Here is a 22,512-nt window from a genome sequence, read left to right as displayed (position 1 = left end):
AACCAATTTACTGGAAAGGCAACCGCCCCCCGGCAGGAACGCGGCGTTTAGGGGAGGCGCGAAAGCCGCGCAAGACCGCCTGCAACGCCGTTGTCACGCGGATGCCCGGTTTTCACACAAGTTTGCCTGGGTTGAGCAGGCCTTGCGGGTCGAGCGCGGCCTTGACCGCGCGCAGGATATGCAGCGCCGCCGGATCGCCCAGCCGCGCCAGCTCGTCGCGCTTCAACTGGCCGATGCCATGTTCGGCCGAGATCGAGCCGCCCCATTGGGTGACCAGATCATGCACCTTGCGGCTGATCGCCTTGCCGTCACCGTGTTCCCAGGCGCCTGCTTCGGTCCCGGCAGGGGCAAGAATGTGGAAATGGATATTGCCGTCGCCCAGGTGGCCAAAACCAACCGCCGTGGTGCCGGGAAATTCGCTTTCGAACAGCGGCGCGGCAAAATCGATGAAATCGGCCATACGCTCGACCGGCACGCTGATATCGTGCTGCATCGCCGGGCCGATGGCGCGTTCGGCCGGCGCCACCGAATCGCGCAGCCACCAGAACGCTTCGGCCTGCGCCTCGTTGGCGGCAATCGTCGCATCGGCCACCAGCCCGGCCTCGAACGCGCTGACCAGCAGGCTTTCGGCAAGATCGGGCAAGGCGGCGGCGCTGCCCGCATCGGCCACCAATTCGATCAGCACGTGCCAGGCATGATCGCCTTCAAGCGGCGCGCGCGCGGTCGGCAGATAGTCGAGCACGGCGTGGAGCGAATGGCGCGGCATCACCTCAAATCCTTCGAGCGCGCGCTCGGCGTGGTGCTGGGCGTGGAGCAGCAACGCTCGGGCGGTCTGGATCGAATCCACCCCGGCCCACAGCACGGCGCGCGCGGCGACCGCCGGTTCCAGCCGCAGCGTGGCCGCCGTGACGATCCCCAGCGTGCCTTCAGACCCGATCAGCAATTGTTTCAGATCGAACCCGCGATTGTCTTTCTTCAACGGTATCAACTGGTTCAGCACCGAGCCATCGGGCAGAACCGCTTCCAGCCCAAGCACTTGTGCACGCATCGAGCCATGACGCAGAACTTGCGTGCCCCCGGCATTGGTCGAAATCAGCCCGCCGACCGTCGCCGATCCCTTGCCGCCCAGGGTGAGGGGAAAGCGCAAGCCTTCGCGTTCAACCGCTTCGTGCAGGGTCTGCAGGATCACCCCGGCTTCGCATTCGACCTGCCGCGTGGCGCGGTCGATGCTGCGGATCGCGTCCATCCGGCGGGTGTTGATCAGCACGGCATGCCCGCTGTCATCGGGGGTGGCGCCGCCGCACATGCCGCTGTTGCCGCCCTGTGGCACGATCGGCACGCCATATTCGCCACACAGTCGCACCAGCGCGGCGACTTGCGCGGTGTCGGCTGGCGTTGCCAGCCCCAGCGTGCGGCCGACATAGCGGCCGCGCCAGTCGGTCAGCCAGGGCGCGACGATATCGGGATCGGTGGTGAACCCCTTGGCACCGAGCAAGTTGATCGCGGCGGCGACAAATGCGGCGGCGGTGGAGTCGGGGGACAGTGTGGCTTGGGTGGTCATGACGGCCGGGCTACTGCTGCGCCGGGGCGGGGGCAATTATTTTTTGCGCAAGCGGTCCCGCGCGGGTTAAGCGGCGGTTCAAGCATGCGGGGGCATGCCGGAGGGCACGAATGGGGTGCCGGGGAGCGCCATCCGGTACGGACATGGGAAAATGGACCACTGATGAAGGGCCGACCAGACCAGACAGGCGATCGCCGGCGCAGCCGCGGCGGCATTGGGCCCGTGGTGCACGGCGACGTCTACTGTTTGGCGCATGGCGCCGGGCCAGGGCGATCGGCTGGCTCATGACCTTGCGGGCCCGGTTCATGATTGCGGTGGTGCTGGGACTGGCCGCACTGCCGGTCGGGGCGACCGCGCTGGGCGGATGGTTTGTGCCGGTGGTCGAACCGGTGCCCACCGCACAGGCGCTTGGCCACGATCTGGCCGACGATGACTGGTACCAGGTGCAGATCGAACAGCATCTGATCATCCGCATCACGCCGGGCAATCCGGCGCTGTTGCGCGCCTCGCCGCCCGTGCCCCGCCCGCTGCCCGAACATTTGCGCCAGCGTCGGACCGGGCAGTGCCTGCCGGTGGCGGGCATCGCGGGGGTGCGGCCGCTGGCCAACAACCGATTGCTGCTGTTCATGCGCGACCGTCGCCTGATCGGAGCCGACCTGTCGCGCAATTGCACCGCGCGCGACTTTTACCTGGGGTTTTACGTCACCTCGACCGACGACGGGCAATTGTGCGCGGGCCGCGACACCATCCATTCGCGTGCGGGCACGACCTGCACGATCAGCGAAGTGCACGAATTGGTGCCGACCAATTGATTGTGGCCCGATGGCGATGCGGGATTTGTTGACTTTCGCGTGATTATCGGCATAGCGCGGGCAGGTTACGGCAGGCGTGATCCCCGGTGTTTGCACCAGGTTCAATCCGGCCGGACTGCGGGAGCGGCGAAAGTCGCAAGCGGACCTCGTTTTTCCCGGATTTCCCGGGGGCCTGTGCCGCCATCCCCCAAACATTCCAGTCCGTCTTTACCGCACCGTTCTTGCCTTTCTCCGCTACAGGAAAACCATTCCGCATGAAATTCGCCGATCTCGGCCTGTCTGACCAGTTGCTCCAGTCGGTCATCGATGCCGGCTATGACGAGCCGACTCCGATCCAGGCCCAGGCCATTCCGTCGGTGCTGATGATGCGTGACATCATCGGGATTGCGCAGACCGGGACTGGCAAGACCGCCGGGTTTGTCCTGCCGATGATCGATATTCTGGCGCATGGCCGCCGCCGGGCGCTGATGCCGCGGTCGCTGATCCTCGAACCGACCCGCGAACTGGCTGCGCAAGTGGCCGAAAATTTCGAAAAGTACGGCAAGAACCACGATCTGCGCATGGCGTTGCTGATCGGTGGGGTGCAGATGGGCGATCAGGTCAAGGCGCTGTCCGACGGGGTCGACGTGCTGATCGCCACGCCGGGCCGCCTGATGGACTTGTTCGAACGCGGCAAGATCTTGTTGACCGGGTGCGAACTGCTGGTGATCGACGAGGCCGATCGCATGCTCGACATGGGGTTCATTCCCGATATCGAAACGATCTGCAGCAAGTTGCCGACCACGCGCCAGACGCTGCTGTTTTCGGCAACGATGCCGCCGCCGATCAAGAAACTGGCCGACCGGTTCCTGTCGAACCCCAAATATATCGAAGTGGCCCGTCCGGCGAGCGCCAACATCAACATTGCCCAGTTCAAGCTGCGCGTGCCTGCCCGTGCCAAGCGCGATGCACTGCGCCAGATCCTGCGCAAGGATGACGTGACCACCGCGATCATCTTTGCCAACCGCAAGACCACCGTGCGCGATCTGGCCAAGAGCCTGAAGCAAAGCGGGTTTTCGGCGGGCGAAATCCACGGTGACATGGACCAGTCGGCCCGCAACGCCGAATTGCAGCGGTTCAAGGATGGGCAGATCAACATTCTGTGTGCGTCCGACGTGGCGGCGCGCGGGCTCGACATCAAGGGTGTCAGCCATGTGATCAATTTCGACACGCCCTGGCATCCCGACGACTATATCCACCGCATCGGCCGCACCGGTCGCGGCGGCGCAACCGGCCAGGCGTTCACGCTGGTGTCCGATGAAGACGCCGAAGCGATCGCGAATGTCGAAAAGCTGACCGGCATGGCAATCCCCGAGATTACGCTGGCCACTGGCGAAGGCGATGCCGAAGCCCCGCCGCGCGAACGTGCGGTGCGCAAACGCGGCAAGGATGCCGAGCGCGAGGCGCCGCGCCCCGCGCGCAAGGCCGAACCGCGAGCCGAGCCTGTCGCGGCCGAGCCAAAACCCGCTGTCCGGCGGACCGAGCCGAAACCGGCCCCCGCCGAACGACGCGAACGCCAGCCGGCGGTCGTGGCGCCGCGCCAACCGCAGGTCGAGCCGGCGGATGCGCTGGGCGCATGGAACGGTCCGATCCCCGGATTTCTGCACGTTTCGGCACTATCCGAAGCCGCCTGAGGCGGCGTGGCGGCCCAGCCTGCGGCTTTGCCGCCAGACTTCGGGCCGATGTTAAGCAGTTTTTGGTATGTAAAACCTATAGTGCCTGCAACCCGCCTCGTTTGGGGGCGTGCGGGGAGCACTATATGACTGGTTTTCATGAAATCCTGGGGCAGATTGCCCGCGATGATGCGGGCGCGACGGCAATCGAATACGGCCTGATTGCCGCATTGGTATCGATTGCCGCGCTTACCGCCATGGGGGCGTTGGGCAACACGCTCGTCAACACCTATTCGCTGATGGCGAACGACATGGCCAACGCTTCATCCGGGCAGATCTGACGCCCCTGTGGCTGGTTGGTGTGACGGTCAGGCGGGGTTTGGCGAAACTGTCGATCACCCGCTTGTTGCCCTCGTGTTCGGCACGCGCACATATTCAAACTTTGGTCGGCGCTGGTAAGCAATTGTCCATATAATTTGCATATAGTTTTTGCGACCCGCCTCGTTTTCGGGGCGTGCGGGGAGCGCATCATGACTGTATTCCGTGAAGTAATGGCCAAACTTGCGCGCGATGAAGCGGGCGCTACGGCCATCGAATATGGCCTGATCGCCGCACTCGTATCGGTTGCCGCGATCACCGCCATGGGTGGCCTGGGCAACACGTTGAGCAACACGTTCAGCTATGTGTCCAACCAGATGGCAAGCGCGCAAACCGGCATCTAGAGCCGACGCGTCAGGCGGGTTTGACAAAACTGTCGAGCACCCGCTTGCGCCCTGCACTGTCGAAATCGATTTCCAGCTTGTTGCCGTCCTGTTCGGCCACCGCGCCATAGCCGAACTTGTCGTGGAACACGCGGGTGCCCACGGCAAGGTCGCTACGTGCCTTGGCGGCAAAGCTGGCGGCGCTGCGCGAGGATTCGGCCACGCGTTTGGGGATCATGTCGATCGGCGCGGCCGCCGCGCGCTGCCAGCCGGGTCCACGGCTGGCGACGCGCGAGGGATTGGTGCGCGCGGCATCGGCAAACGGGTCGCCGTGTTCGGACCAGTGCGCGCGCCATAGCGAGGCGCCGCCGCTGAGCGTGGTTTCGTCCTCGACATGGTCGTGGGGCAATTCGCCGACAAACCGCGACGGGATCGAACTGGTCCACTGGCCATAGATGCGCCGGTTGGCCGCATGCAGCACAGTGCAACGCCGCCGCGCGCGGGTGATCGCGACATAGGCCAGGCGGCGCTCCTCTTCCAGACTGGCCAGGCCCCCTTCGTCCATCGCGCGCTGCGACGGGAACACCCCTTCTTCCCAGCCGGGCAGGAACACCTGGTCGAATTCCAGGCCCTTGGCCGCGTGCATCGTCATCAGCGTGACTTTGGCATCGTCGGTGTTGGCTTCGTTGTCCATCACCAGGCTGACATGTTCGAGAAAGTCGGACAGCGTCTCGTACTCTTCGAGTGCGCGCACCAGTTCCGACAGGTTTTCCAGCCGCCCGGTCGCCTCGGTGCTGCGTTCGGCCTGCAGCGCGGCGGTATAACCGCTTTCATCGAGCACGGTGCGCGCCAGTTCCGCCGGGGAAAGTGTCGCCGCGCTGTCGCGCCAGCGCGCGAAATCGCGCACCAGCGCGATCAGCGTGGTGCGCGCGCGGGCCGGCAATTCGTCGGTATCGGCGATGTCGTGGCTGGCGCGCAGCATTGGCAGGGCCTGTGCGCGGGCAAACCGGTGCAGTTTTTCCAAAGTCTTGTCGCCCAGTCCGCGCTTGGGCGTGTTCCAGATCCGCTCGAACGCCAGATCGTCGCTGGGCGAGGCGATCAGTCGCAGATAGGCCAGCGCATCGCGAATTTCGGCCCGTTCGTAAAAGCGAAAACCCCCGACAATGCGATAGGCCAGCCCGATCTGCAAAAAGCGGTCTTCGAATTCGCGCGTCTGGAACTGCGCGCGCACCAGAATGGCAATGGCATCGAGCGTACAACCTTCGCGTTCCAGCCGCTCGATCTCTTCGCCCACGCGTCGTGCCTCTTCGGGGCCATCCCACACGCCGATCACGCGCACGCGGTCGCCGCCGTTCGCCTCAGTCCACAAAGTCTTGCCCAGCCGCTGCGAATTTTCCGCGATCAGCCCCGATGCGGCGCCCAGGATATGCGGGGTGGAGCGGTAATTCTGTTCCAGCTTGATCACCCGCGCGCCGGGAAAATCCTTTTCAAACCGTAGGATATTGGCGACTTCTGCGCCACGCCAGGAATAGATCGACTGGTCATCGTCGCCCACCACGCAGATGTTGCGGCGATGCTGGGCGAGCAGGCGCAGCCACATGTACTGCACTGCGTTGGTGTCCTGATATTCGTCCACCATGATATATTTGAACCGCTGCTGCCAGGATTCCAGCACCCCGCGCTCGCGCCGGAAGATGTTGAGCATATGCAGCAGGAGATCGCCGAAATCGCAGGCGTTGAGCGCGCGCAGGCGGTCCTGATAAAGCGTGTAGAACCGCTGCCCCTTGCCATTGGCCCAGGCCTCGTTTTCCAGCGCGTCGAGTTCGGCCGGATTGAGCCCGCGATTTTTCCACTTGTCGATCAGCCCGGCCAATTGCCGCGCGGGCCAGCGTTTGTCGTCGAGCCCTTCGGCCTGGATCAACTGTTTGAGCAGCCGCAACTGGTCATCGGTGTCGATGATCGTGAAGGTCGCGGTCAACCCGACCAGCTCGGCATGGCGGCGCAGCATCCGCGCCGCGATCGCATGGAATGTGCCGAGCCATGGCATGCCCTCGACCGCCGGGCCGATCAGCGTGCCGACACGTTCGCGCATTTCGCGCGCGGCACGGTTGGTAAAGGTAACGCACAGGATCTCGCTGGGCCAGGCCAGGCGCTGGCGCAACAGCCAGCCAAGCCGCGCGGTCAGCGCAGCGGTCTTGCCGGTGCCCGCGCCCGCCAGCATCAGCACCGGGCCCTCGGTGGTCAGCACTGCCTCGCGTTGCGGCGGGTTGAGCCGGTCGAGCCAGTCGGGAGGCGGGGCGGAGTCGCGCGAAGGGGGGGCAGGGGTGGTCGTCACCCGGAACAAGTAGGGAACTTGGGCGCGCTAGGCAACCGTTAGAACTCGCTCCAGTCGTCCCCCGGGGCCGATTTGATGGCCAGATTGCCGTGCGACACCGGCGCAGGCCGCGCGCGCTGCACCGGTGGGCTGTAGGCAGGGGCACTGCGTGTCGGCACAGACCGGCCCCTGCTGTCATGCATCTGGAACCGCGACACATTGCCCGCCATCCGTCCGGCTTCGTCGGCCAGGCTTTGCGCGGCGGCGTTGCTCTGTTCCACCATGGCCGCGTTCTGCTGGGTCATGCGGTCCATCTGCCCGACGGTGTTCGACACCCCGGCCAGCATTTCGACCTGGGTTCGCGCCGAATCGGCAATACCTTGCACCAGCACCGAAACTTCGCCGACCCGCGTGACGATCTGGCCCAGCGCCTTGCCAGTGTTGCCGACCAGATCGACACCCTGGTCGACATGCTGGCTGCTGGTGTTGATCAGATCCTTGATCTCGCGCGCGGCGTCGGCGCTGCGCTGGGCGAGGGCGCGCACTTCGTTGGCGACGACCGCAAATCCGCGCCCGGCATCGCCGGCCCGCGCGGCCTCGACCCCGGCATTGAGCGCCAGGAGGTTGGTCTGAAACGCGATCGCATCGATCACGTTGATGATCTGGCCGATTTCCTGCGACGAATTCTGGATCTTGGTCATTGCCGCGACCGCCTGTTCGACGATGTGGCCGCCCTGGCTGGCTTCGCGATGCGCATCGGCGATCGACTGGTTGACCTCGATCACGCTGGCGGTGTTGCGTTCGACCAGCGCGGTGACATCGGTCATCGCGCGGTTGGCATCCTGGATCGATGCGGCCTGCTGTTCGGTGCGATTGGCCAGATCGGACGAGGCGGCGCGGATTTCGCCCGAGGCATTGGCGATCGATTGCGACGATTGCGACACGACCGTCATGGTCTGTTCGAGCGCGGTCACCGCATTGTTGAAATGGGTGCGCAAGGCTTCGCCGGCGCCGGGCAAAGGCTTGTCACAGCGGATGGTCAGATCGGCATCGGACAGATGTTTGAGGGCATCGGCCAGCGTGGTGACGACTTGATCCTGTTCGTGGCCGATCTTGGCGACGGCGATTGCGTTGGCGCGGAACACGTCCATCGCCTTGGTCATCCTGCCGACGCAATCGCCGTGTTCGGTAAAGCGGATCGGACTGTCGAGGTCGCCCCGCGCCAGCGCCTCCATGCGCTCGACCGTGGTGACATAGGGGTCACAGATTATGCTGCCGCTGATGCTGACCGTCGCCAGCGCGCCGATCGCGGCAACGCCTGCGATCAGCGCGGGGATGATCAGCCCGCCGCCAAGTCCTGCCCACACCGTGGCGCCCAGCGCAACCGCTGCCCACAGGCCGTGAACAAGCAACAGGCTGCGGAATTTTTCGCGGATCGGCGCGCTCTTGGCAAACCATTCGAACATAGTCGGGCCCCTGGAGAGCCGGGACGACACCCGGCCCTTTTGTTCGGGTCAGACCTAGCCGCTGGCAGGTTGGCATCCGCTGAAGGCCCCCTTGCGCAGTTTTCCTGATGGCGTATCGGAATTTGCGCAAAAGCCGTGGCCCGATTACGGGGGAAAGCATGATCGAACACGACATCCACCCGGTGCGCCGCCACGCGCGCATCCTGATCGCCAGCCTGGTCGGCACGGCGGTCGAATTCTATGATTTCTATATCTATGCGACTGCCTCGGCGCTGGTGATCGGTCCGCTGTTCTTTCCCAAGCAGTCGTTGGCGGCGCAGACGCTGCTGGCGTTCATGACTTTCGGGCTGGCGTTTGTGGCACGCCCGGTGGGCGCGGTGGCGTTCGGGCATTTTGGTGATCGGGTGGGGCGCAAATCGACGCTGGTGGCTTCGTTGCTGTTGATGGGCGCATCGACGCTGGGCATCGCGTTTTTGCCGACATATGCGATGGCCGGGCCGATCGCGCCCGCCCTGCTGTGCCTGATGCGGTTTGGCCAGGGCTTTGGGCTGGGCGGCGAATGGGGCGGGGCCAGCCTGCTGGCGGTGGAAAACGCGCCCAAGGGGTGGGAAGGCCGGTTTGGCGCAGCACCGCAACTGGGCGCACCGCTGGGCTTTCTGGTGGCCAACGGCCTGTTCCTGATCCTGTCGCTGACGCTGCCGCACGACGCCTTTGCCGCGTGGGGTTGGCGCATACCCTTTCTGGCCAGCGCGGTGCTGGTCGCGCTGGGGTTGTGGGTGCGGCTGAAGATCACCGAAACCGCGGCGTTTCGCGCCGCGCGCGAGGCTGCGCCGCCGCCGCGCGTGCCGGTCGGGCTGTTGCTGCGTCGCTATCCCGGTGCGGTGGTGGCTGGCACGGCGGGGGTGGTGGCCTGTTTCGCCATTTTCTACCTGGGCACGACGTTCGCGCTGTCGTTTGCGACCACGCATCTGGGCTATGCGATGCAGCGGTTTCTGGCGCTGCAACTGATTGCCAACTGCGCGCTGGCGGTGGGTATCGTCACCGCCGGATACTGGTCGGACCATGCCAATCCGGCGCGCGTGCTGACCATCGGCGCCGCGCTGACGATGGCGGTCGGGCTGGTCTATGGCAGCGGGCTTGCCTCTGGCGCCTTGCCGGTGGTGCTGATCACGCTGGCGACCGCGCTGTTCGTGATGGGGTTGGTCTATGGCCCGCTCGGCGCCTGGCTGCCGGCGCTGTTTCCGACATCGGTGCGCTATACCGGGATATCCATCGCGTTCAATTGCGGCGGGATCATCGGTGGCGCGCTGGCGCCGTTTGCGGCAAGCTGGCTGGCGCTGAACGGGGGGGTGGCCTTTGTCGGCTTGTTCCTGACGCTGGCCGGGTCGGTCACTCTGGCGGGGGTTCGGCTGGCGCCGCGTCAAGCCGAAGCAGCGTGATCCGCGCCTTGCCGACTTTGCGATCGGCATCGATCACGCAGCCCTTGATTGCGACATCTTCATTGCCTGCGGTTTCCAGGCTGATCCAGGTGGCAGGTCCGATCCAGCCCAGCCGGGTCAGCTTGTCGATCGCCACCACGCCCGCGCCGGTGCGATAGGGCGGATCGATCAGCACCACGTCGAGCGCCGCGCGCGCGGGGCCCAGCGCCAGCACCGATCCGGCGCGCACGGTGGCGCGCGCATCGGCGCCCAGGCTGCGCACATTGGCGCGGATGGCATCGAGCGCGCGCGCATCCTGTTCGACAAACAGTGCCGAAGCGGCGCCGCGCGACAGCGCCTCCAGCCCCAATGCGCCAGAGCCGGCAAACAAGTCGGCCACGGCCAGTCCGTCAAAGCTGCCCAAACGGCTGGTCAGCATCGAAAACAGCGTTTCGCGCGTACGGTCGGCAGTCGGCCGGGTGGTATCGCCCACCGGCGCGACCAGTTTGCGGCCGCGCCAGTCGCCGGCAATGATCCTCATTTCATCAGCGCCTTGCGGAATGTTTCGACATCGGCCTGGCGCACTTCAATTACCGCGCCGCGCGGGATGTCACCCAGCGGGAACGGGCCATAGGCAGTGCGGATCAGGCGCGAGGTCTGCAGGCCCAGATGTTCGAGCACGCGACGCACTTCGCGGTTCTTGCCCTCGGTCAGGGTCAGTTCGATCCACTGGTTGCGCCCGGTGCGGCGTTCCATGTTGGCATTGATCGGGCCATAGCGCAGGCCATCGATCTCGATCCCGTTCATCAATTCTTCCAGCCGTGGCTGGCTGATAGCGCCGAAAGTGCGCGCGCGATAGGTGCGCGGGATGCCGCTGGCGGGCAATTCCATGGCGCGTTTCAATTCGCCATCGTTGGTCAGCAGCAACAGCCCTTCGGTGTTGAGATCGAGTCGCCCGATCGGCATGACGCGGGGCGTGCCTGCGGGCAGCGCATTGACCAGCGCGTTGTAGATGGTCGGGCGCCCGGCGGGATCGCGCTCGGCGGTGATCAGGCCGTCGGGTTTGTGAAATCGGAACAGGCGCGGCGGCGCGGCAATCGCCACCGGTTTGCCATCGACGGTCAGACCTTTGAGGTTTTTCAGCACCGTGGCGGGCGTGGTGATCACTTCGCCGTTCAGGCTGACGCGGCCCTCGCTGATGATCCGTTCAACCTCGCGGCGGCTGGCCACGCCTGCGCGGGCGAGCAGCTTGGCAATGCGTTCGCCTTCACGCGGGGGCGCATCGGGGTTGGGGGCTGCGGGCACGCGGGCGCGTGGGGCGTGGTGAGCGGCGGGCCGTCGCGGGGGGCTGCTACCGGGTTTCAGGGGACGAGACATCGCGCGCCCATACATGCACAGTGCCTTCGCGTCACCCCTGTTGCTAAGGCCGCGTTCCCCGCTAGGGTTGTATATCGGCACAACGCGGCAAAAACAGGGTGGCAATGGCGGAACGATTGAAGGGCTGGCGGCTGTTGCGGATGGCGTTGGTCAGCCGCAAGGCGGGGATCATGCTGGCGCTCGGATTTTCCTCGGGGCTGCCTTATGCGCTGTTGCTGGGCACGCTCAACGCCTGGCTGGGCGATGTGCACGTGGCGATGGCCACGATCGGCGTGCTGGCGTGGATCGGCCTGGCATATTCGTTCAAGTTCCTGTGGTCGCCGGTGGTCGATCGGTCCAGCTTGCCGCTGATCGGCGCGCTGGGGCGGCGCAAGGGGTGGATTCTGGGCTGCCAGGCGGTCCTGGTGGTGGCGCTGGCCGGGCTGGCGCTGACCGATCCGGGCGCCGCGCTTGGCCGCTTTGCGCTGATCGCGCTGATCGCCGCGCTCGCCTCGGCCACACAGGATGTGGCAATCGATGCCTGGCGCATCGATGTGGCAGACGATGTGATCACGATCGAATTGCTGTCGTCGCTCTACCAGTTTGGCTATCGTCTGGCGGCGTTGGTGGGCGGGGCGTTTGCGCTGTTCCTGGCGGCGCGAATGCCCTGGCCAATGGTCTATGGGGTGATGGCCGGATTGCTGGCGCTGATCGCGCTGATCACGCTGGGCGCGCCCGATACGCCGCGCCCGATTGTCGATGACACCGCGGCGATGGTTGATCAGCCTGCGCCGCTGTTGCGTGCGGGCGGCCTGGTGGTGGTCGCGCTGGGCTGGGGCTGGGCGATCGGCAGCATCGGCCTTTTCATGGTGGCGATGCTGGGCCCGGTGATGCCCGGCGTGGCGCGGCCCTCGGTGGGCGATTTCACGCGCGGCCATGCGCCGCTGATCGTGCTGGCGACGGTCGGCCTGCCGCTGCTGGTGGCGGCGCTGACCAATCGCGCGCGCAGCGGTGAGGGCGTGCCGGGCAAAGTTCCGGCGGTCGATCATCTGTGGCTGGCACTGGTGGCGCCTTTGGCCGAACTGTCGGCACGGCTGGGCTGGCGCGTGCTGATCACCATCGGCGTGATCCTGACGTATACTTTGTGCTATAACATGTGGAGCAGCAGCTTCGCCTATCCGTTCTATCTCGAATATCTGCACTATACGAAGGACGAGGTGGCGTTCGCGTCAAAGATCTTCGGTATTTTCATGACGATGGCCGGGATCACCCTGGGCGGGGTGCTGTTTGCCCGGCTGGGCCGCATGCCGACCATCCTGATCGGTGCGGTGCTGCCGATGCTGGGCAATTTCGTCTATGCCGATCTTGCCGAAGGCGCGGTGCATATCGACGCGGTGGCACGGATCAGCGGGTTGTCGGCGCTGGGCGCGCTGTGCGGGATCGACGCGCGGATGCTGCGGCTGCTGGTGTCGATCAGCGCCGAAAACATCTCCACCGGCATCGCCGCGGCGGCGTTCGTGGCCTATCTGTCGGGCAAAGTCAGCCGCAGCTATACCGCCGTGCAATATGCGCTGCTGTCATCGATGACGTTCCTGATCGGATCGCTGGGCAAAGGCATTGCCGGGGATGCGATCGACCACCTGGGCTATGCCACGATGTTCCGCTGGACCACCGTGGCCGGGCTGGTCGCGGTGGGGTTCGTCCTGCTGGAATGGGTGACCATGCGCAATCCGTCCCGTACCAGGGAGGATTAGTCGGGGATCTCGTTGTTGCGGCGTAGCACGTCGCCGGCCAGATAGAGCGATCCGGTGATCAGCACGTCGCCGGTCGGGGGCAGCGCGGCCAGCGCGGCGGCGACATCGGGTGCGCTTGAGACGGGCACGGCGCTGAACGGGGCAAACGCGTCGGGGCTGTGCGCGTCGTGGCCGGGGGCGGGGACGATGGTCACCGACAGCGCGCGGGTGCCCAGTGGCGCCAGGATCGCCGCCGGGTCCTTGTTGGCCAGCATGCCGATCACGACATGCACCGGCGGCTGATCGGCCAGATGGCGCGCGATCGCCGCGCCCGCATCGGGGTTGTGCCCGCCGTCGAGCCAGACCGTGCGTGTCCCGGTCAACGGGCCAGGGGCAAGCCGTTGCAGTCGCGCGGGCCAGCGCGCGGCGCCAATCCCTGTGGCCATGGCTTCCGGCGACACCGCGATCACGTCCTGATGGCGCAGCATCGCCACCGCCAGCGCGACATTGTCGGCCTGGTGCGCGCCGGGCAGCGCGGGCAGGGGCAAGTCGAGCGTGCCCAGCGCATCGCGATAGGCAATCGTGTCGCTGACGTGTGCGTGCCATTCGTGGCCACGCCGCCGCAGGTGTGCGCCCAGCGCCTGGGCCGTCTGTGCAACGCTGTGCGCGGCCAGATCAGGATAGGATTGCGTCACCAGCGGCACGCCGGGCTTGGCGATCGAGGCCTTTTCAAACGCGATCCGGGCCAGCGGCGCCTGCGGCACGCCCTGTTCGGGGATCAGCAGAAACGCCTCGTGATCAATCCCCAGCGTGGCGATCCCGCAGGCGAGCGGGGCCTCGAACACGTTGGTGGCGTCAAACCGTCCGCCCAGCCCGGTTTCGATCACGCAGGCATCAGCAGGTACCCGCGCAAACGCCAAAAACTGCGCGGCGGTGGTCACTTCAAAAAAACTGGGTGCCAGATCCTCGCCCGCATCGAGCGCCTCGGCCAGCAGCGCGGCCAGCAGATCGTCATCGATCAGTGTGCCCGCTACGCGGATGCGCTCGTTGTAACGCACCAGATGCGGCTTGGTCGCGGTGTGCACGGTCAGGCCTTGCGCTTCGAGCATGAAGCGCAAGTACGTGCAGGTCGAGCCTTTGCCGTTGGTTCCCGCCACATGGAACACCGGCGGCAGGTGGCGTTCGGGATTGCCCAGCCGCGCCAGCAGGGCGCGAATGGTGTCGAGCCCCAGCCGCCCCTGCGGCACCGACAGCCGGCCCAGCCGGTCAAGCTGTGCCTGCACCGCCGGGTGCTCGGAAATGGCAAAGTCCTTCATCGGCGGTGCGGCCTTATGCGGCGCGCGCGCCGGTCAGGTAATCGATCAGGTTGGCCAGCGTCGCCTTCATGTCGCGGCGATGCACCACCATGTCGATCATGCCGTGATCATAGAGATATTCGGCACGCTGAAACCCGGGCGGCAGCTTTTCGCGAATGGTGTCCTGGATCACGCGTTGCCCGGCAAACCCGATCAGCGCGCCCGGCTCGGCAATCTGGATATCGCCGAGCATCGCATAGCTGGCGGTCACCCCGCCGGTAGTCGGATCGGTCAACAGCACGATATAGGGCAGGCCCGCCGCGTGCAGCCGGCTGATCGCCACGGTCGTGCGCGGCATCTGCATCAGCGACAGGATGCCTTCCTGCATGCGCGCTCCGCCCGCAGCGGTCACCGCCACATAAGCGCACTTTTCACGGATGGCGAGTTCGATCCCGGCGATGAAGGCATTGCCCACGGCCATGCCCATCGATCCGCCCATGAACCCGAAATCCTGCACGCCGACCACCGCGCGCTTGCCCTCGATCGTGCCGTGGGCATTGGTAAAGGCATCGTTGTGCGGGTTGGCCGCGCGCGCCGCCTTGATCCGGTCGGCATATTTCTTGGTGTCGCGAAATTTCAGCGGATCATCGCGCACCACAGGCGCGGGCAGCAACGCAAAACCCGGATCGAGCAATTGCGCCAGCCGCGCGTCGGTGCCGATGCGGCCATGGTGGTCACAGCGCGGACAGACCGACAGATTGTCCTGATAGTCCTTGATGAACAGCATTTCGCTGCACCCCGGGCACTTGATCCACAACGTATCGGGGGTGTCGCGCTTTTGAATGAAGGTCAGCGAATTGCGGACTTTGGTCAGCCAGCTCATGCCGCCACGCTCCTTGCCTGATGCACCGCCTGCGCCAGCGCGGCAACCAGCGCGCGCACCGGTTCGGCGGCCTGTGCGCCATGCGCCGCGACCAGATCGACAATCGCCGATCCGACCACCACGCCATCGGCCACGCGCGCGATCGGCCCGGCCTGTTCGGGCGTGCGCACCCCGAAGCCGACCACGATCGGCAGGTCGGTGGTCCGCTTGAACCGTGCCACCGCGTCCTCGATCGAGGCCAGTGCCGCCGATTGCTTGCCGGTGATCCCGGCCACCGAAACATAGTAGAGAAAGCCTGACGAGCCATCGAGCACGGCAGGAAACCGTGCCGCATCGGTGGTGGGCGTGGCCAGCCGGATCGGGCTGATGCCCCTGTCGCGCAGTGCGGGGCCAAGTTCGCCATCTTCCTCTGGCGGAATATCCACGCAGATCACGCCATCGACGCCGGCCGCCGCTGCCGCATCGGCAAACCAGTCGGCGCCGCGCGTAATCATCGGATTGGCATAGCCCATCAGCACCAGCGGCACATCGGCATGGCGTGCGCGGAAATCGCGCGCGATCGCCAGAATGTCGGCCGTGGTCGTGCCCGCACCCAGCGCGCGCAGATTGGCGGCCTGGATCGCCGGGCCATCGGCCATCGGATCGGTGAACGGCATGCCCAGCTCGATCACATCGGCGCCGCCTGCGACCAGGGCATCAAGGATCGCCGGGGTCGCGGCAGGCGAGGGGTCGCCTGCGGTCACAAAGCACACCAGCGCGGGATGGCCCTTTGCAAAGGCCGCCGACAGTCGCGCGCTCACAGTGTCACCCCCAGGTGACCGGCAACGGTGAAGATGTCCTTGTCGCCGCGCCCGCACAGATTGGCCAGGATGATGGTATCCTTTGGCAAAGTCGGCGCGATTTTCTTGACGGCAGCAATCGCGTGGGCGGGTTCGAGTGCGGGGATGATGCCCTCGGTCCGGCACAGCAGTTGAAACGCGTCGAGTGCTTCGACATCGGTGACCGAAGTATAGTCCACCCGGCCCATTTCCTTGAGCCAGGCGTGTTCGGGGCCGATGCCGGGATAATCGAGCCCGGCGCTGATCGAATGGCCTTCGATGATCTGGCCGTCGTCATCCTGCAACAGATAAGTCTTGTTGCCGTGCAGGATGCCGGGGCGGCCCCCGGCCAGGCTGGCGGCGTGGTCCTTGTCCAGGCCATAGCCCGCCGCCTCGACCCCGAGCATCCGCACCGTGGGATCATCGAGGAAGGGATGGAACAGGCCGATCGCGTTCGATCCGCCGCCAATCGCGGCGACCAGGATATCGGGCAGGCGCCCGGTGCGCGACAGCATCTGCGCGCGGGCCTCGCGCCCGATCACGCTCTGGAAATCGCGAACCAGCTCGGGATAGGGGTGCGGACCGGCCGCCGTGCCGATGATGTAGAACGTGTCGTGCACATTCGCCACCCAGTCGCGCAGCGCCTCATTCATCGCGTCTTTCAGCGTTTTGGCGCCCGCCTGTACCGGGATCACTTCGGCGCCGAGCAGCTTCATGCGGAACACGTTGGGCTGCTGCCGTTCGACGTCGGTGGCGCCCATATAGATCACGCAAGGCAGGCCAAACCGCGCGCAGACTGTCGCGGTGGCGACGCCGTGCTGGCCCGCGCCGGTTTCGGCGATGATCCGCGTCTTGCCCATGCGCATGGCCAGCAGGATCTGCCCGATGCAATTGTTGATCTTGTGCGCGCCGGTGTGGTTCAGCTCGTCGCGTTTGAACCAGACTTGCGCACCGCCCAGTTCTTCGGTCAGGCGCGGCGCGAAATAGAGCGGGCTGGGACGCCCGACATAGTGTTCGAGCAGATCGTCGAATTGCGCCTGAAATTCCGGATCGGCCTTGGCCTTGCGGTATTCGGTTTCCAGATCGAGGATCAGCGGCATCAGCGTTTCGGCGACATAGCGACCGCCGAACTGGCCGAAATGGCCCCGTTCGTCGGGCTGGTTGCGGAAACTGTTGGGGGTTTGCGCGGTCATACCGTGCCTTTAGAGCGCCGGGCCGAATTGTCCAGATGGAGCGGGGGGCGATCGTTCAGGTGCCTGAAAGGGTTGATGCCCTAGGTCGGACTTGCAACGTCGTGGAGGCGGTCCCGTTTCGGCGGGGCCGCCTTTTGCACCCCCGGGATGGTTGATTCGCTCCGGGTGCAAGGCAGGCCATCGGTCGGGTGGCTAGCCCATCCCCGCATCGCGGGGATCGCGGGGTTGCATGGGGCTGGTGCAACCATCGGACACAAGGAACCAACCATGCGCAACCTCAGATTGGCCCCCGTTCTGGCCGGGCTCGGCCTGGCCCTTACCATCACTGCCCCCGCACGCGCCGATGAGACCCGCGTCGAAGTCCACACTTCGGGCGTTTTCTATGGCGGCGATTATCAGCAATCGATCGGTATCGCGGCAGGGCATGATTTCAGTCTGGCACCGGGCGTGTTTGCCGGGCCCGAAGTGTCGCTCGACAAGGAACTGGCCAGTGACACACTGACTTCGGTCGGTGTCGGCGGCCGGGTTGGCGCGGATCTGGGCCAGTCGGGCAAGCTCTATGCCGTGGCCGGCTGGGCCAGCCAGGCCTATCACGGCGGTAATCCCGATTGGGATTTCGGCGCCGGGTATCAGCACAACCTGGGTTCCGGGCTCTATGGCAAGCTGGAATATCGCCACTACACGTCGTCGGCCAATGGCATCACCCCGTCGCGCGACGCGCTGACGGTGGGCTTTGGCGCACATTTCTAACGGAAAGGCCCTCCACCTGAAGGGGGAGGGTTGGGTGGGGGTGTGCCACGTGCGGGCGATTCGCGTCGATGCGACGCGGCACACCCCATCCCTGCCTTTTGGTGGTCAGGCGCGGACGGCGTCGCAGAAGGCCGTGATGCGCGCGGGGTCTTTTACGCCCGGCGCGCTTTCCACGCCCGACGAGACATCGACGGCCGGGGCTCCGGTGATGGCGATCGCTTCGGCGACATTGTCCGGGTCCAGCCCGCCGGCCAGCATCCATGGCAGCGCGGGGCGCAGGCCGCGCAGCATGGTCCAGTCGATGCGCAACCCGTTGCCACCAGGTAGATCGGCGCCTTCGGGTGGTTTGGCATCGAACAGCACGCGCGCGGCGGCCCCGGCGAACTGGTCGGCGGCGGCCAGATCGGCGCGGGTGCGCACGCCCAGCGCCTTCCACACCGGCAGACCATGGCGCGCGCTGGCCGCAGCGATCTGTGCGGGGGTTTCGCGGCCATGGAACTGAAGATGGTCAAGCCGTACCGTCGCCAGCACGCTGTCCAGAAAATCGGGCTCGGCATCGACGAACAGCCCGACCACCTGCGCGCGGCCCGCTGCGCGCGCGGCCAGCGCGGCGGCGCGTGCCGCCTCGACATGGCGCGGGCTCTTGGCAAAGAACACCAGCCCGATGAAATCGGCGCGCGCCGCCAGCGCCGCATCGAGCGCGTCGGGGGTGGAAATGCCACAGATCTTGATCAGCGGGGCGGCCATGATCAGGTCAATACCCGTTCCAGCACGACCATGGCAAACGGATGATCGCCCGGCACCGGAAAGGCGCGGGTTTCACCGCTGAGCGCATAGCCACAACGCTGGTACCACGCGATCAGTTCGGCGCGCCGGTCGATCACGGTCATTTCCATGATCCGCGCGCCAAAGGTGTCGCGCGCAACGGCTTCGGCCTGGGCAATCAGCGCGCGGCCAAGTCCGCCCGCCTGTAACGCCGGATCGACGCACAGCATGCCCAGATAGGCGCGCGCAGGTCCGTCGCGGTCCATCCCCTGATCGCTGACGGTGACCGTGCCGATCAGCGCGCCGTCGCGTTCGGCCAGGATCACCCGCGCACCGGGATCGGCCACTGCGCGGGCCAAATCGGCGTTCGACGTCCGCTCGTCATCGAGCAAATCGGCCTCGTGGGTCCAGCCGAACCGCGCGCTGTCGCCGCGATAGGCGCGTTCGACCAGCGCGCGCAGCGCCAGCACATCGGCAAGCGTGGCCGTGCGGAATTGCGTGTCGGTCATCGCGTGGGCGTTACAGTGTGCCTTCGATCGCGCGCGCGGCGGCGGCGGGATCTTCGGCACGGGTGATCGGGCGGCCGATCACCAGCACGCTGGCCCCGGCATCGCGCGCCGCACGCGGGGTGACGGTGCGCTTCTGGTCTTCCTTGCTGCCATGATCGGCGGGGCGCAGGCCGGGCACGATCAGGTATCCGTTTTTCCAGCGCTTGTGCACCGCGCCCACTTCATGCCCCGAACAGACGATACCGTCGAGCCCGGCCTCTTGCGCCAGATCGGCCAGCCTCAACGCCTGATCATGCGCGCTGCCACCGACTCCGGTGCGGGCCAGGTCGTTGTCGTCGAGGCTGGTCAGTACGGTCACGCCCACGACGCGGGTGCTTTCCCCGGCGGCGGCCTTGGCGTCTTCCATCATCGCGCGTCCGCCGCTGGCGTGCACCGTGACGATGGCCGGTTGCAGCACGTGGATCGATTGCATCGCGGCGGCGACGGTGTTGGGAATGTCGTGCAGTTTCAGATCGAGAAAGATCGGCAATCCCACTTTAGCAATTTCGTGCACGCCGTGGTGTCCGTGTGCACAAAAGAATTCCAGGCCCAGTTTCAGCCCGCCGACATGCTGGCGCACTTTCTGGGCCAGGGCCACCGCGCTGTCGAGCCGGGGCAGATCAAGCGCAAGATAGATCGGGTTGCTCACGATTATGGGGTGCCCTTTGTCATCAAGTGTCACTGGCCCTGCTGGCCTGTTCGGCGGCATGGGTCAAGGCGTGCGCCTGTGCGGCCAGCGTTGCCTCCAGCGTGGCAATCCGCCGTGTCAGGCGCCAGCGGGTGGCGCGCAGCATCAGCGATGTCGGCACAAAGCCGATCAGCAGCGATCCGACCACCAACGCCCACGACTTGGTTTCCCAGATCAGGCCGGGCCAGATATGCACCGCGACCGGATCGGGATTGCCGTAGATAAACGCCAGCAACAGCGTCGCCACCGCGATCCAGTAGACGGTTTTCAGCGCGTTCATGGCATCCCCTGTCGGGCGAATGGCCCGTTGTGCCCTAGGTAAACCATCATGCGCCCATGTGAAGAGCGGTTTTTATGCGCCGGTCTGTTCGCCGAACACCCGGGCAAAAGTCGTGTCGACACCCTTGAAATGGTAATCGAGGTTGAACTTGTCCTCGATCTGCGCGGGTGTCAGCGCGGCGGCCACGTCGGGGTCTGCCTTGAGCAGATCGAGCAGCGACAGCGCGCCGTCGGATTCCCACACTTTCATGGCGTTGCGCTGGACCAGCCGATAGGCATCGTCGCGCGCCAGCCCGGCCTGGGTCAGCGCCAGCAGCACGCGCTGCGAATGGACCAGCCCGCCCATGCGGTCGAGGTTCTTCTGCATGCGTTCGGGATAGACCACCAGCTTGTCGACCACAGAGGTCAGGCGACCCAGCGCGAAATCCAGCGTGATCGTGGCGTCGGGGCCGATGAAGCGTTCGACCGACGAATGCGAAATGTCGCGTTCGTGCCACAGCGCGACGTTTTCCAGCGCCGGGGTCACCGCGCTGCGCACCACGCGGGCCAGCCCGGTCAGGTTTTCGGTCAGCACCGGGTTGCGCTTGTGCGGCATCGCCGACGAGCCTTTCTGGCCGGGCGAAAAGTATTCTTCGGCTTCCAGCACTTCGGTGCGTTGCAGATGGCGCACTTCGATCGCCAGCCGCTCGATCGAGCTGGCCACCACGCCCAATGTGGCAAAGAACATCGCATGGCGGTCGCGCGGGATCACCTGGGTCGACACCGGCTCGACCGCCAGGCCCAGCCGTTCGGCAACGTGTTCTTCGACACTGGGGTCGATATTGGCAAATGTGCCGACCGCGCCCGATATCGCGCATGTGGCAATTTCGGCGCGTGCCGCGACCAGCCGCGCGCGGTTGCGCGCGAATTCGGCATAGGCTTCGGCCAGCTTCTTGCCGAACGTGGTCGGTTCGGCATGGATGCCGTGGCTGCGCCCGATCGTCGGGGTGTGCCGGTGTTCGAAGGCCCGGCGCTTGAGCGCGGCAAGCAGCGCATCGACATCGGCAATCAGCAGATCCGCCGCGCGCGCCAGTTGTACGCTGAGCGTGGTGTCGAGCACGTCGGAACTGGTCATGCCCTGATGCATGAAGCGCGCCTCGGGGCCGACTTGCGCGGCCACCCAGTCGAGAAAGGCGATCACGTCATGCTTGGTGACGGCCTCGATCGCATCGATCGCGGCGACGTCGATCACCGGATTGGTCGCCCACCAGTCCCACAACGCCTTGGCCGCGCTGTGCGGCACGACGCCCAGTTCGGCCAGCTTGTCGGTGGCATGGGCCTCGATCTCGAACCAGATGCAATAGCGTGCTTGCGCATCCCAGATCGCGGTCATCTGCGGGCGGGCATAACGGGGGACCATGGCGAACCTTCCAGGACTGAATTTCCATCGCGCCGCTAGGGTCTGCGGGGCGGAAAGGCAAGATCAACCTAGATCAGGCCCTTTGCCTTCAAGGAAACATGGCCTTCGCGGCCGATGATCACATGGTCGTGGACGGTGATGCCCAGATGACGCCCGGCCTCGATGATCTTTTGCGTCACCTGGATGTCGGCGCGGCTGGGCTGGGGCGATCCGGAAGGGTGGTTGTGCACCAGGATCAGCGCAGCGGCGCCGATCGCCATCGCCTTGGCAATGATCTCGCGCGTGTAGATCGCCGATTCGTCCAGCGTGCCGTCGCTGACCACCTGATCCAGCAACAGCCGGTTCTGCACATTGAGATAGAGCACGCGCACGCGTTCGTGCGTCAGGTGTGCCATGTCGATATGCAGATAGTCGATCAGCGCCTGCCAGCTCGACAGCACGGATTCGTCGCGCATCGTCGTCAGGGCCAGCCGGCGCGCGGCGATCCCGGCGATCTTGAGCGCGGCGGCGGCGGTTTCCTTGATGCCCGACACTTGCATCAGAGCGTGGGGTTCGGCGTTGAACACCCCGGCGATCGATCCGAACCGCGCCAGCAGGATGCGCGCCAGCGGTTTGACGTCCTTTTGCGGGATTGCGGTCATCAGCAGGTATTCGATCACCTCGTGATCGGCGAGTGCGTCATCGCTGCCATCGAGCATGCGCTGGCGCAGCCGGCTGCGGTGGCCGGACGTGTCCTGGCCCACCTCGCGCACGCGGTTACCTTCATCGCGCACGCGAATGCTTTTTGCGGTTTTCGCGCCGCGCGTCACAGGTGTTGCAAACAGGCTGGGTTCATCGGTCATGGCGATGCCCTGCATTGCCGATGCCGGGCCCGCGCGCAA

At 65.7% G+C, this 22,512-nt stretch carries 22 protein-coding genes; 7 read left to right on the top strand and 15 right to left on the bottom strand.

Annotation, left to right across the window (positions count from 1 at the left end; translation table 11 throughout):
• Positions 1-112: 112 nt before the first annotated feature.
• Positions 113-1,561, bottom strand: coding sequence for an FAD-binding oxidoreductase (locus AQZ49_RS19380; protein ID WP_067619778.1), 1,449 nt, complete (start codon positions 1,559-1,561; stop codon positions 113-115).
• A 284-nt stretch (positions 1,562-1,845) separates the two neighbouring features.
• Between AQZ49_RS19380 and AQZ49_RS19375 the strand changes: the two genes are divergently transcribed.
• The 4 genes from AQZ49_RS19375 to AQZ49_RS19360 all read left to right on the top strand — a co-directional run bounded on the left by AQZ49_RS19375 (position 1,846) and on the right by AQZ49_RS19360 (position 4,747).
• Positions 1,846-2,373, top strand: coding sequence for a hypothetical protein (locus AQZ49_RS19375; protein WP_067619776.1), 528 nt, complete (start codon positions 1,846-1,848; stop codon positions 2,371-2,373).
• Between the two features lie 254 nt (positions 2,374-2,627).
• The gene (locus AQZ49_RS19370) at positions 2,628-4,046 is read left to right on the top strand and encodes a DEAD/DEAH box helicase (RefSeq protein WP_067619773.1); all 1,419 of its coding nucleotides are present in this window, start codon (positions 2,628-2,630) and stop codon (positions 4,044-4,046) included.
• Between the two features lie 125 nt (positions 4,047-4,171).
• Complete coding sequence (locus tag AQZ49_RS19365) at positions 4,172-4,366, top strand: Flp family type IVb pilin (protein ID WP_067619770.1); 195 nt, start codon at positions 4,172-4,174, stop codon at positions 4,364-4,366.
• 189 nt (positions 4,367-4,555) lie between these two features.
• The gene (locus AQZ49_RS19360; RefSeq protein WP_067619767.1) at positions 4,556-4,747 is read left to right on the top strand and encodes a Flp family type IVb pilin; all 192 of its coding nucleotides are present in this window, start codon (positions 4,556-4,558) and stop codon (positions 4,745-4,747) included.
• A gap of 10 nt (positions 4,748-4,757) precedes the next feature.
• Here AQZ49_RS19360 and AQZ49_RS19355 read toward each other — a convergent pair whose 3' ends face one another.
• A complete protein-coding gene (locus AQZ49_RS19355) occupies positions 4,758-7,061 on the bottom strand; it encodes an ATP-dependent helicase (protein WP_067619764.1) in 2,304 nt (767 codons plus the stop codon).
• A 38-nt stretch (positions 7,062-7,099) separates the two neighbouring features.
• Positions 7,100-8,506 carry a methyl-accepting chemotaxis protein gene (locus AQZ49_RS19350; RefSeq protein ID WP_067619761.1) on the bottom strand — a complete coding sequence of 469 codons (1,407 nt, stop codon included), beginning with the start codon at positions 8,504-8,506 and terminating at the stop codon, positions 7,100-7,102.
• Positions 8,507-8,664: 158 nt separating this feature from the next.
• On the opposite strand from AQZ49_RS19350, the gene AQZ49_RS19345 reads away from it, so the two are divergent.
• Positions 8,665-9,945 (top strand): MFS transporter, encoded by a 1,281-nt coding sequence (locus AQZ49_RS19345; RefSeq protein ID WP_067619758.1) that lies wholly within the window; start codon positions 8,665-8,667, stop codon positions 9,943-9,945.
• On the opposite strand, the gene rsmD is transcribed toward AQZ49_RS19345, so the two are convergent.
• Both rsmD and AQZ49_RS19335 read right to left on the bottom strand, forming a co-directional pair.
• Entirely contained in the window at positions 9,896-10,465 is a 570-nt protein-coding gene (rsmD, locus tag AQZ49_RS19340; protein ID WP_067619755.1) for a 16S rRNA (guanine(966)-N(2))-methyltransferase RsmD, read from the bottom strand. The genes AQZ49_RS19345 and rsmD overlap by 50 nt on opposite strands.
• Positions 10,462-11,316 carry a pseudouridine synthase gene (locus AQZ49_RS19335; protein WP_082701921.1) on the bottom strand — a complete coding sequence of 285 codons (855 nt, stop codon included), beginning with the start codon at positions 11,314-11,316 and terminating at the stop codon, positions 10,462-10,464. The genes rsmD and AQZ49_RS19335 overlap by 4 nt, the downstream gene beginning before the upstream one ends.
• 89 nt (positions 11,317-11,405) lie before the next feature.
• On the opposite strand from AQZ49_RS19335, the gene AQZ49_RS19330 reads away from it, so the two are divergent.
• Positions 11,406-13,034, top strand: coding sequence for an AmpG family muropeptide MFS transporter (locus AQZ49_RS19330; RefSeq protein WP_067619749.1), 1,629 nt, complete (start codon positions 11,406-11,408; stop codon positions 13,032-13,034).
• Here the strand turns inward: AQZ49_RS19330 and AQZ49_RS19325 are convergent.
• The 4 genes from AQZ49_RS19325 to trpB are packed head-to-tail and all read right to left on the bottom strand — an operon-like array spanning position 13,031 to position 17,202.
• Positions 13,031-14,329, bottom strand: a complete 1,299-nt coding sequence (locus AQZ49_RS19325; protein WP_067619746.1) for a bifunctional folylpolyglutamate synthase/dihydrofolate synthase — start codon at positions 14,327-14,329, stop codon at positions 13,031-13,033. The genes AQZ49_RS19330 and AQZ49_RS19325 overlap by 4 nt on opposite strands.
• Positions 14,330-14,342: 13 nt before the next feature.
• Positions 14,343-15,191: an acetyl-CoA carboxylase, carboxyltransferase subunit beta gene (accD, locus tag AQZ49_RS19320; RefSeq protein ID WP_067619743.1), complete on the bottom strand. Its 849-nt coding sequence runs from the start codon at positions 15,189-15,191 to the stop codon at positions 14,343-14,345.
• The gene (gene trpA, locus AQZ49_RS19315; protein WP_067619740.1) at positions 15,188-15,991 is read right to left on the bottom strand and encodes a tryptophan synthase subunit alpha; all 804 of its coding nucleotides are present in this window, start codon (positions 15,989-15,991) and stop codon (positions 15,188-15,190) included. The genes accD and trpA overlap by 4 nt, the downstream gene beginning before the upstream one ends.
• A complete protein-coding gene (trpB, locus tag AQZ49_RS19310) occupies positions 15,988-17,202 on the bottom strand; it encodes a tryptophan synthase subunit beta (protein ID WP_067619737.1) in 1,215 nt (404 codons plus the stop codon). The genes trpA and trpB overlap by 4 nt, the downstream gene beginning before the upstream one ends.
• Before the next feature lie 267 nt (positions 17,203-17,469).
• On the opposite strand from trpB, the gene AQZ49_RS19305 reads away from it, so the two are divergent.
• The gene (locus AQZ49_RS19305) at positions 17,470-17,952 is read left to right on the top strand and encodes an outer membrane beta-barrel protein (RefSeq protein WP_067619867.1); all 483 of its coding nucleotides are present in this window, start codon (positions 17,470-17,472) and stop codon (positions 17,950-17,952) included.
• Positions 17,953-18,057: 105 nt separating this feature from the next.
• Here AQZ49_RS19305 and AQZ49_RS19300 read toward each other — a convergent pair whose 3' ends face one another.
• The 6 genes from AQZ49_RS19300 to radC form a co-directional block, all read right to left on the bottom strand.
• Positions 18,058-18,699: a phosphoribosylanthranilate isomerase gene (locus tag AQZ49_RS19300; RefSeq protein ID WP_067619734.1), complete on the bottom strand. Its 642-nt coding sequence runs from the start codon at positions 18,697-18,699 to the stop codon at positions 18,058-18,060.
• A gap of 2 nt (positions 18,700-18,701) precedes the next feature.
• A complete protein-coding gene (locus tag AQZ49_RS19295) occupies positions 18,702-19,226 on the bottom strand; it encodes a GNAT family N-acetyltransferase (protein ID WP_067619731.1) in 525 nt (174 codons plus the stop codon).
• A 10-nt stretch (positions 19,227-19,236) separates the two neighbouring features.
• Positions 19,237-19,914: an orotidine-5'-phosphate decarboxylase gene (gene pyrF, locus AQZ49_RS19290; protein ID WP_067619729.1), complete on the bottom strand. Its 678-nt coding sequence runs from the start codon at positions 19,912-19,914 to the stop codon at positions 19,237-19,239.
• A 22-nt stretch (positions 19,915-19,936) separates the two neighbouring features.
• Positions 19,937-20,233, bottom strand: a complete 297-nt coding sequence (locus tag AQZ49_RS19285) for a LapA family protein (protein ID WP_067619727.1) — start codon at positions 20,231-20,233, stop codon at positions 19,937-19,939.
• A gap of 72 nt (positions 20,234-20,305) precedes the next feature.
• Complete coding sequence (gene purB, locus AQZ49_RS19280) at positions 20,306-21,631, bottom strand: adenylosuccinate lyase (protein ID WP_067619725.1); 1,326 nt, start codon at positions 21,629-21,631, stop codon at positions 20,306-20,308.
• 68 nt (positions 21,632-21,699) lie between these two features.
• Entirely contained in the window at positions 21,700-22,473 is a 774-nt protein-coding gene (radC, locus tag AQZ49_RS19275) for a RadC family protein (protein ID WP_067619864.1), read from the bottom strand.
• Between the last annotated feature and the right edge of the window lie 39 nt (positions 22,474-22,512).

It is taken from the genome of Novosphingobium sp. FSW06-99 (genome assembly GCF_001519065.1).
Lineage (GTDB): Bacteria > Pseudomonadota > Alphaproteobacteria > Sphingomonadales > Sphingomonadaceae > Novosphingobium.
Note: the sequence above shows the minus strand (reverse complement) of the source record. Positions and strands in the feature narration are given on the sequence as shown.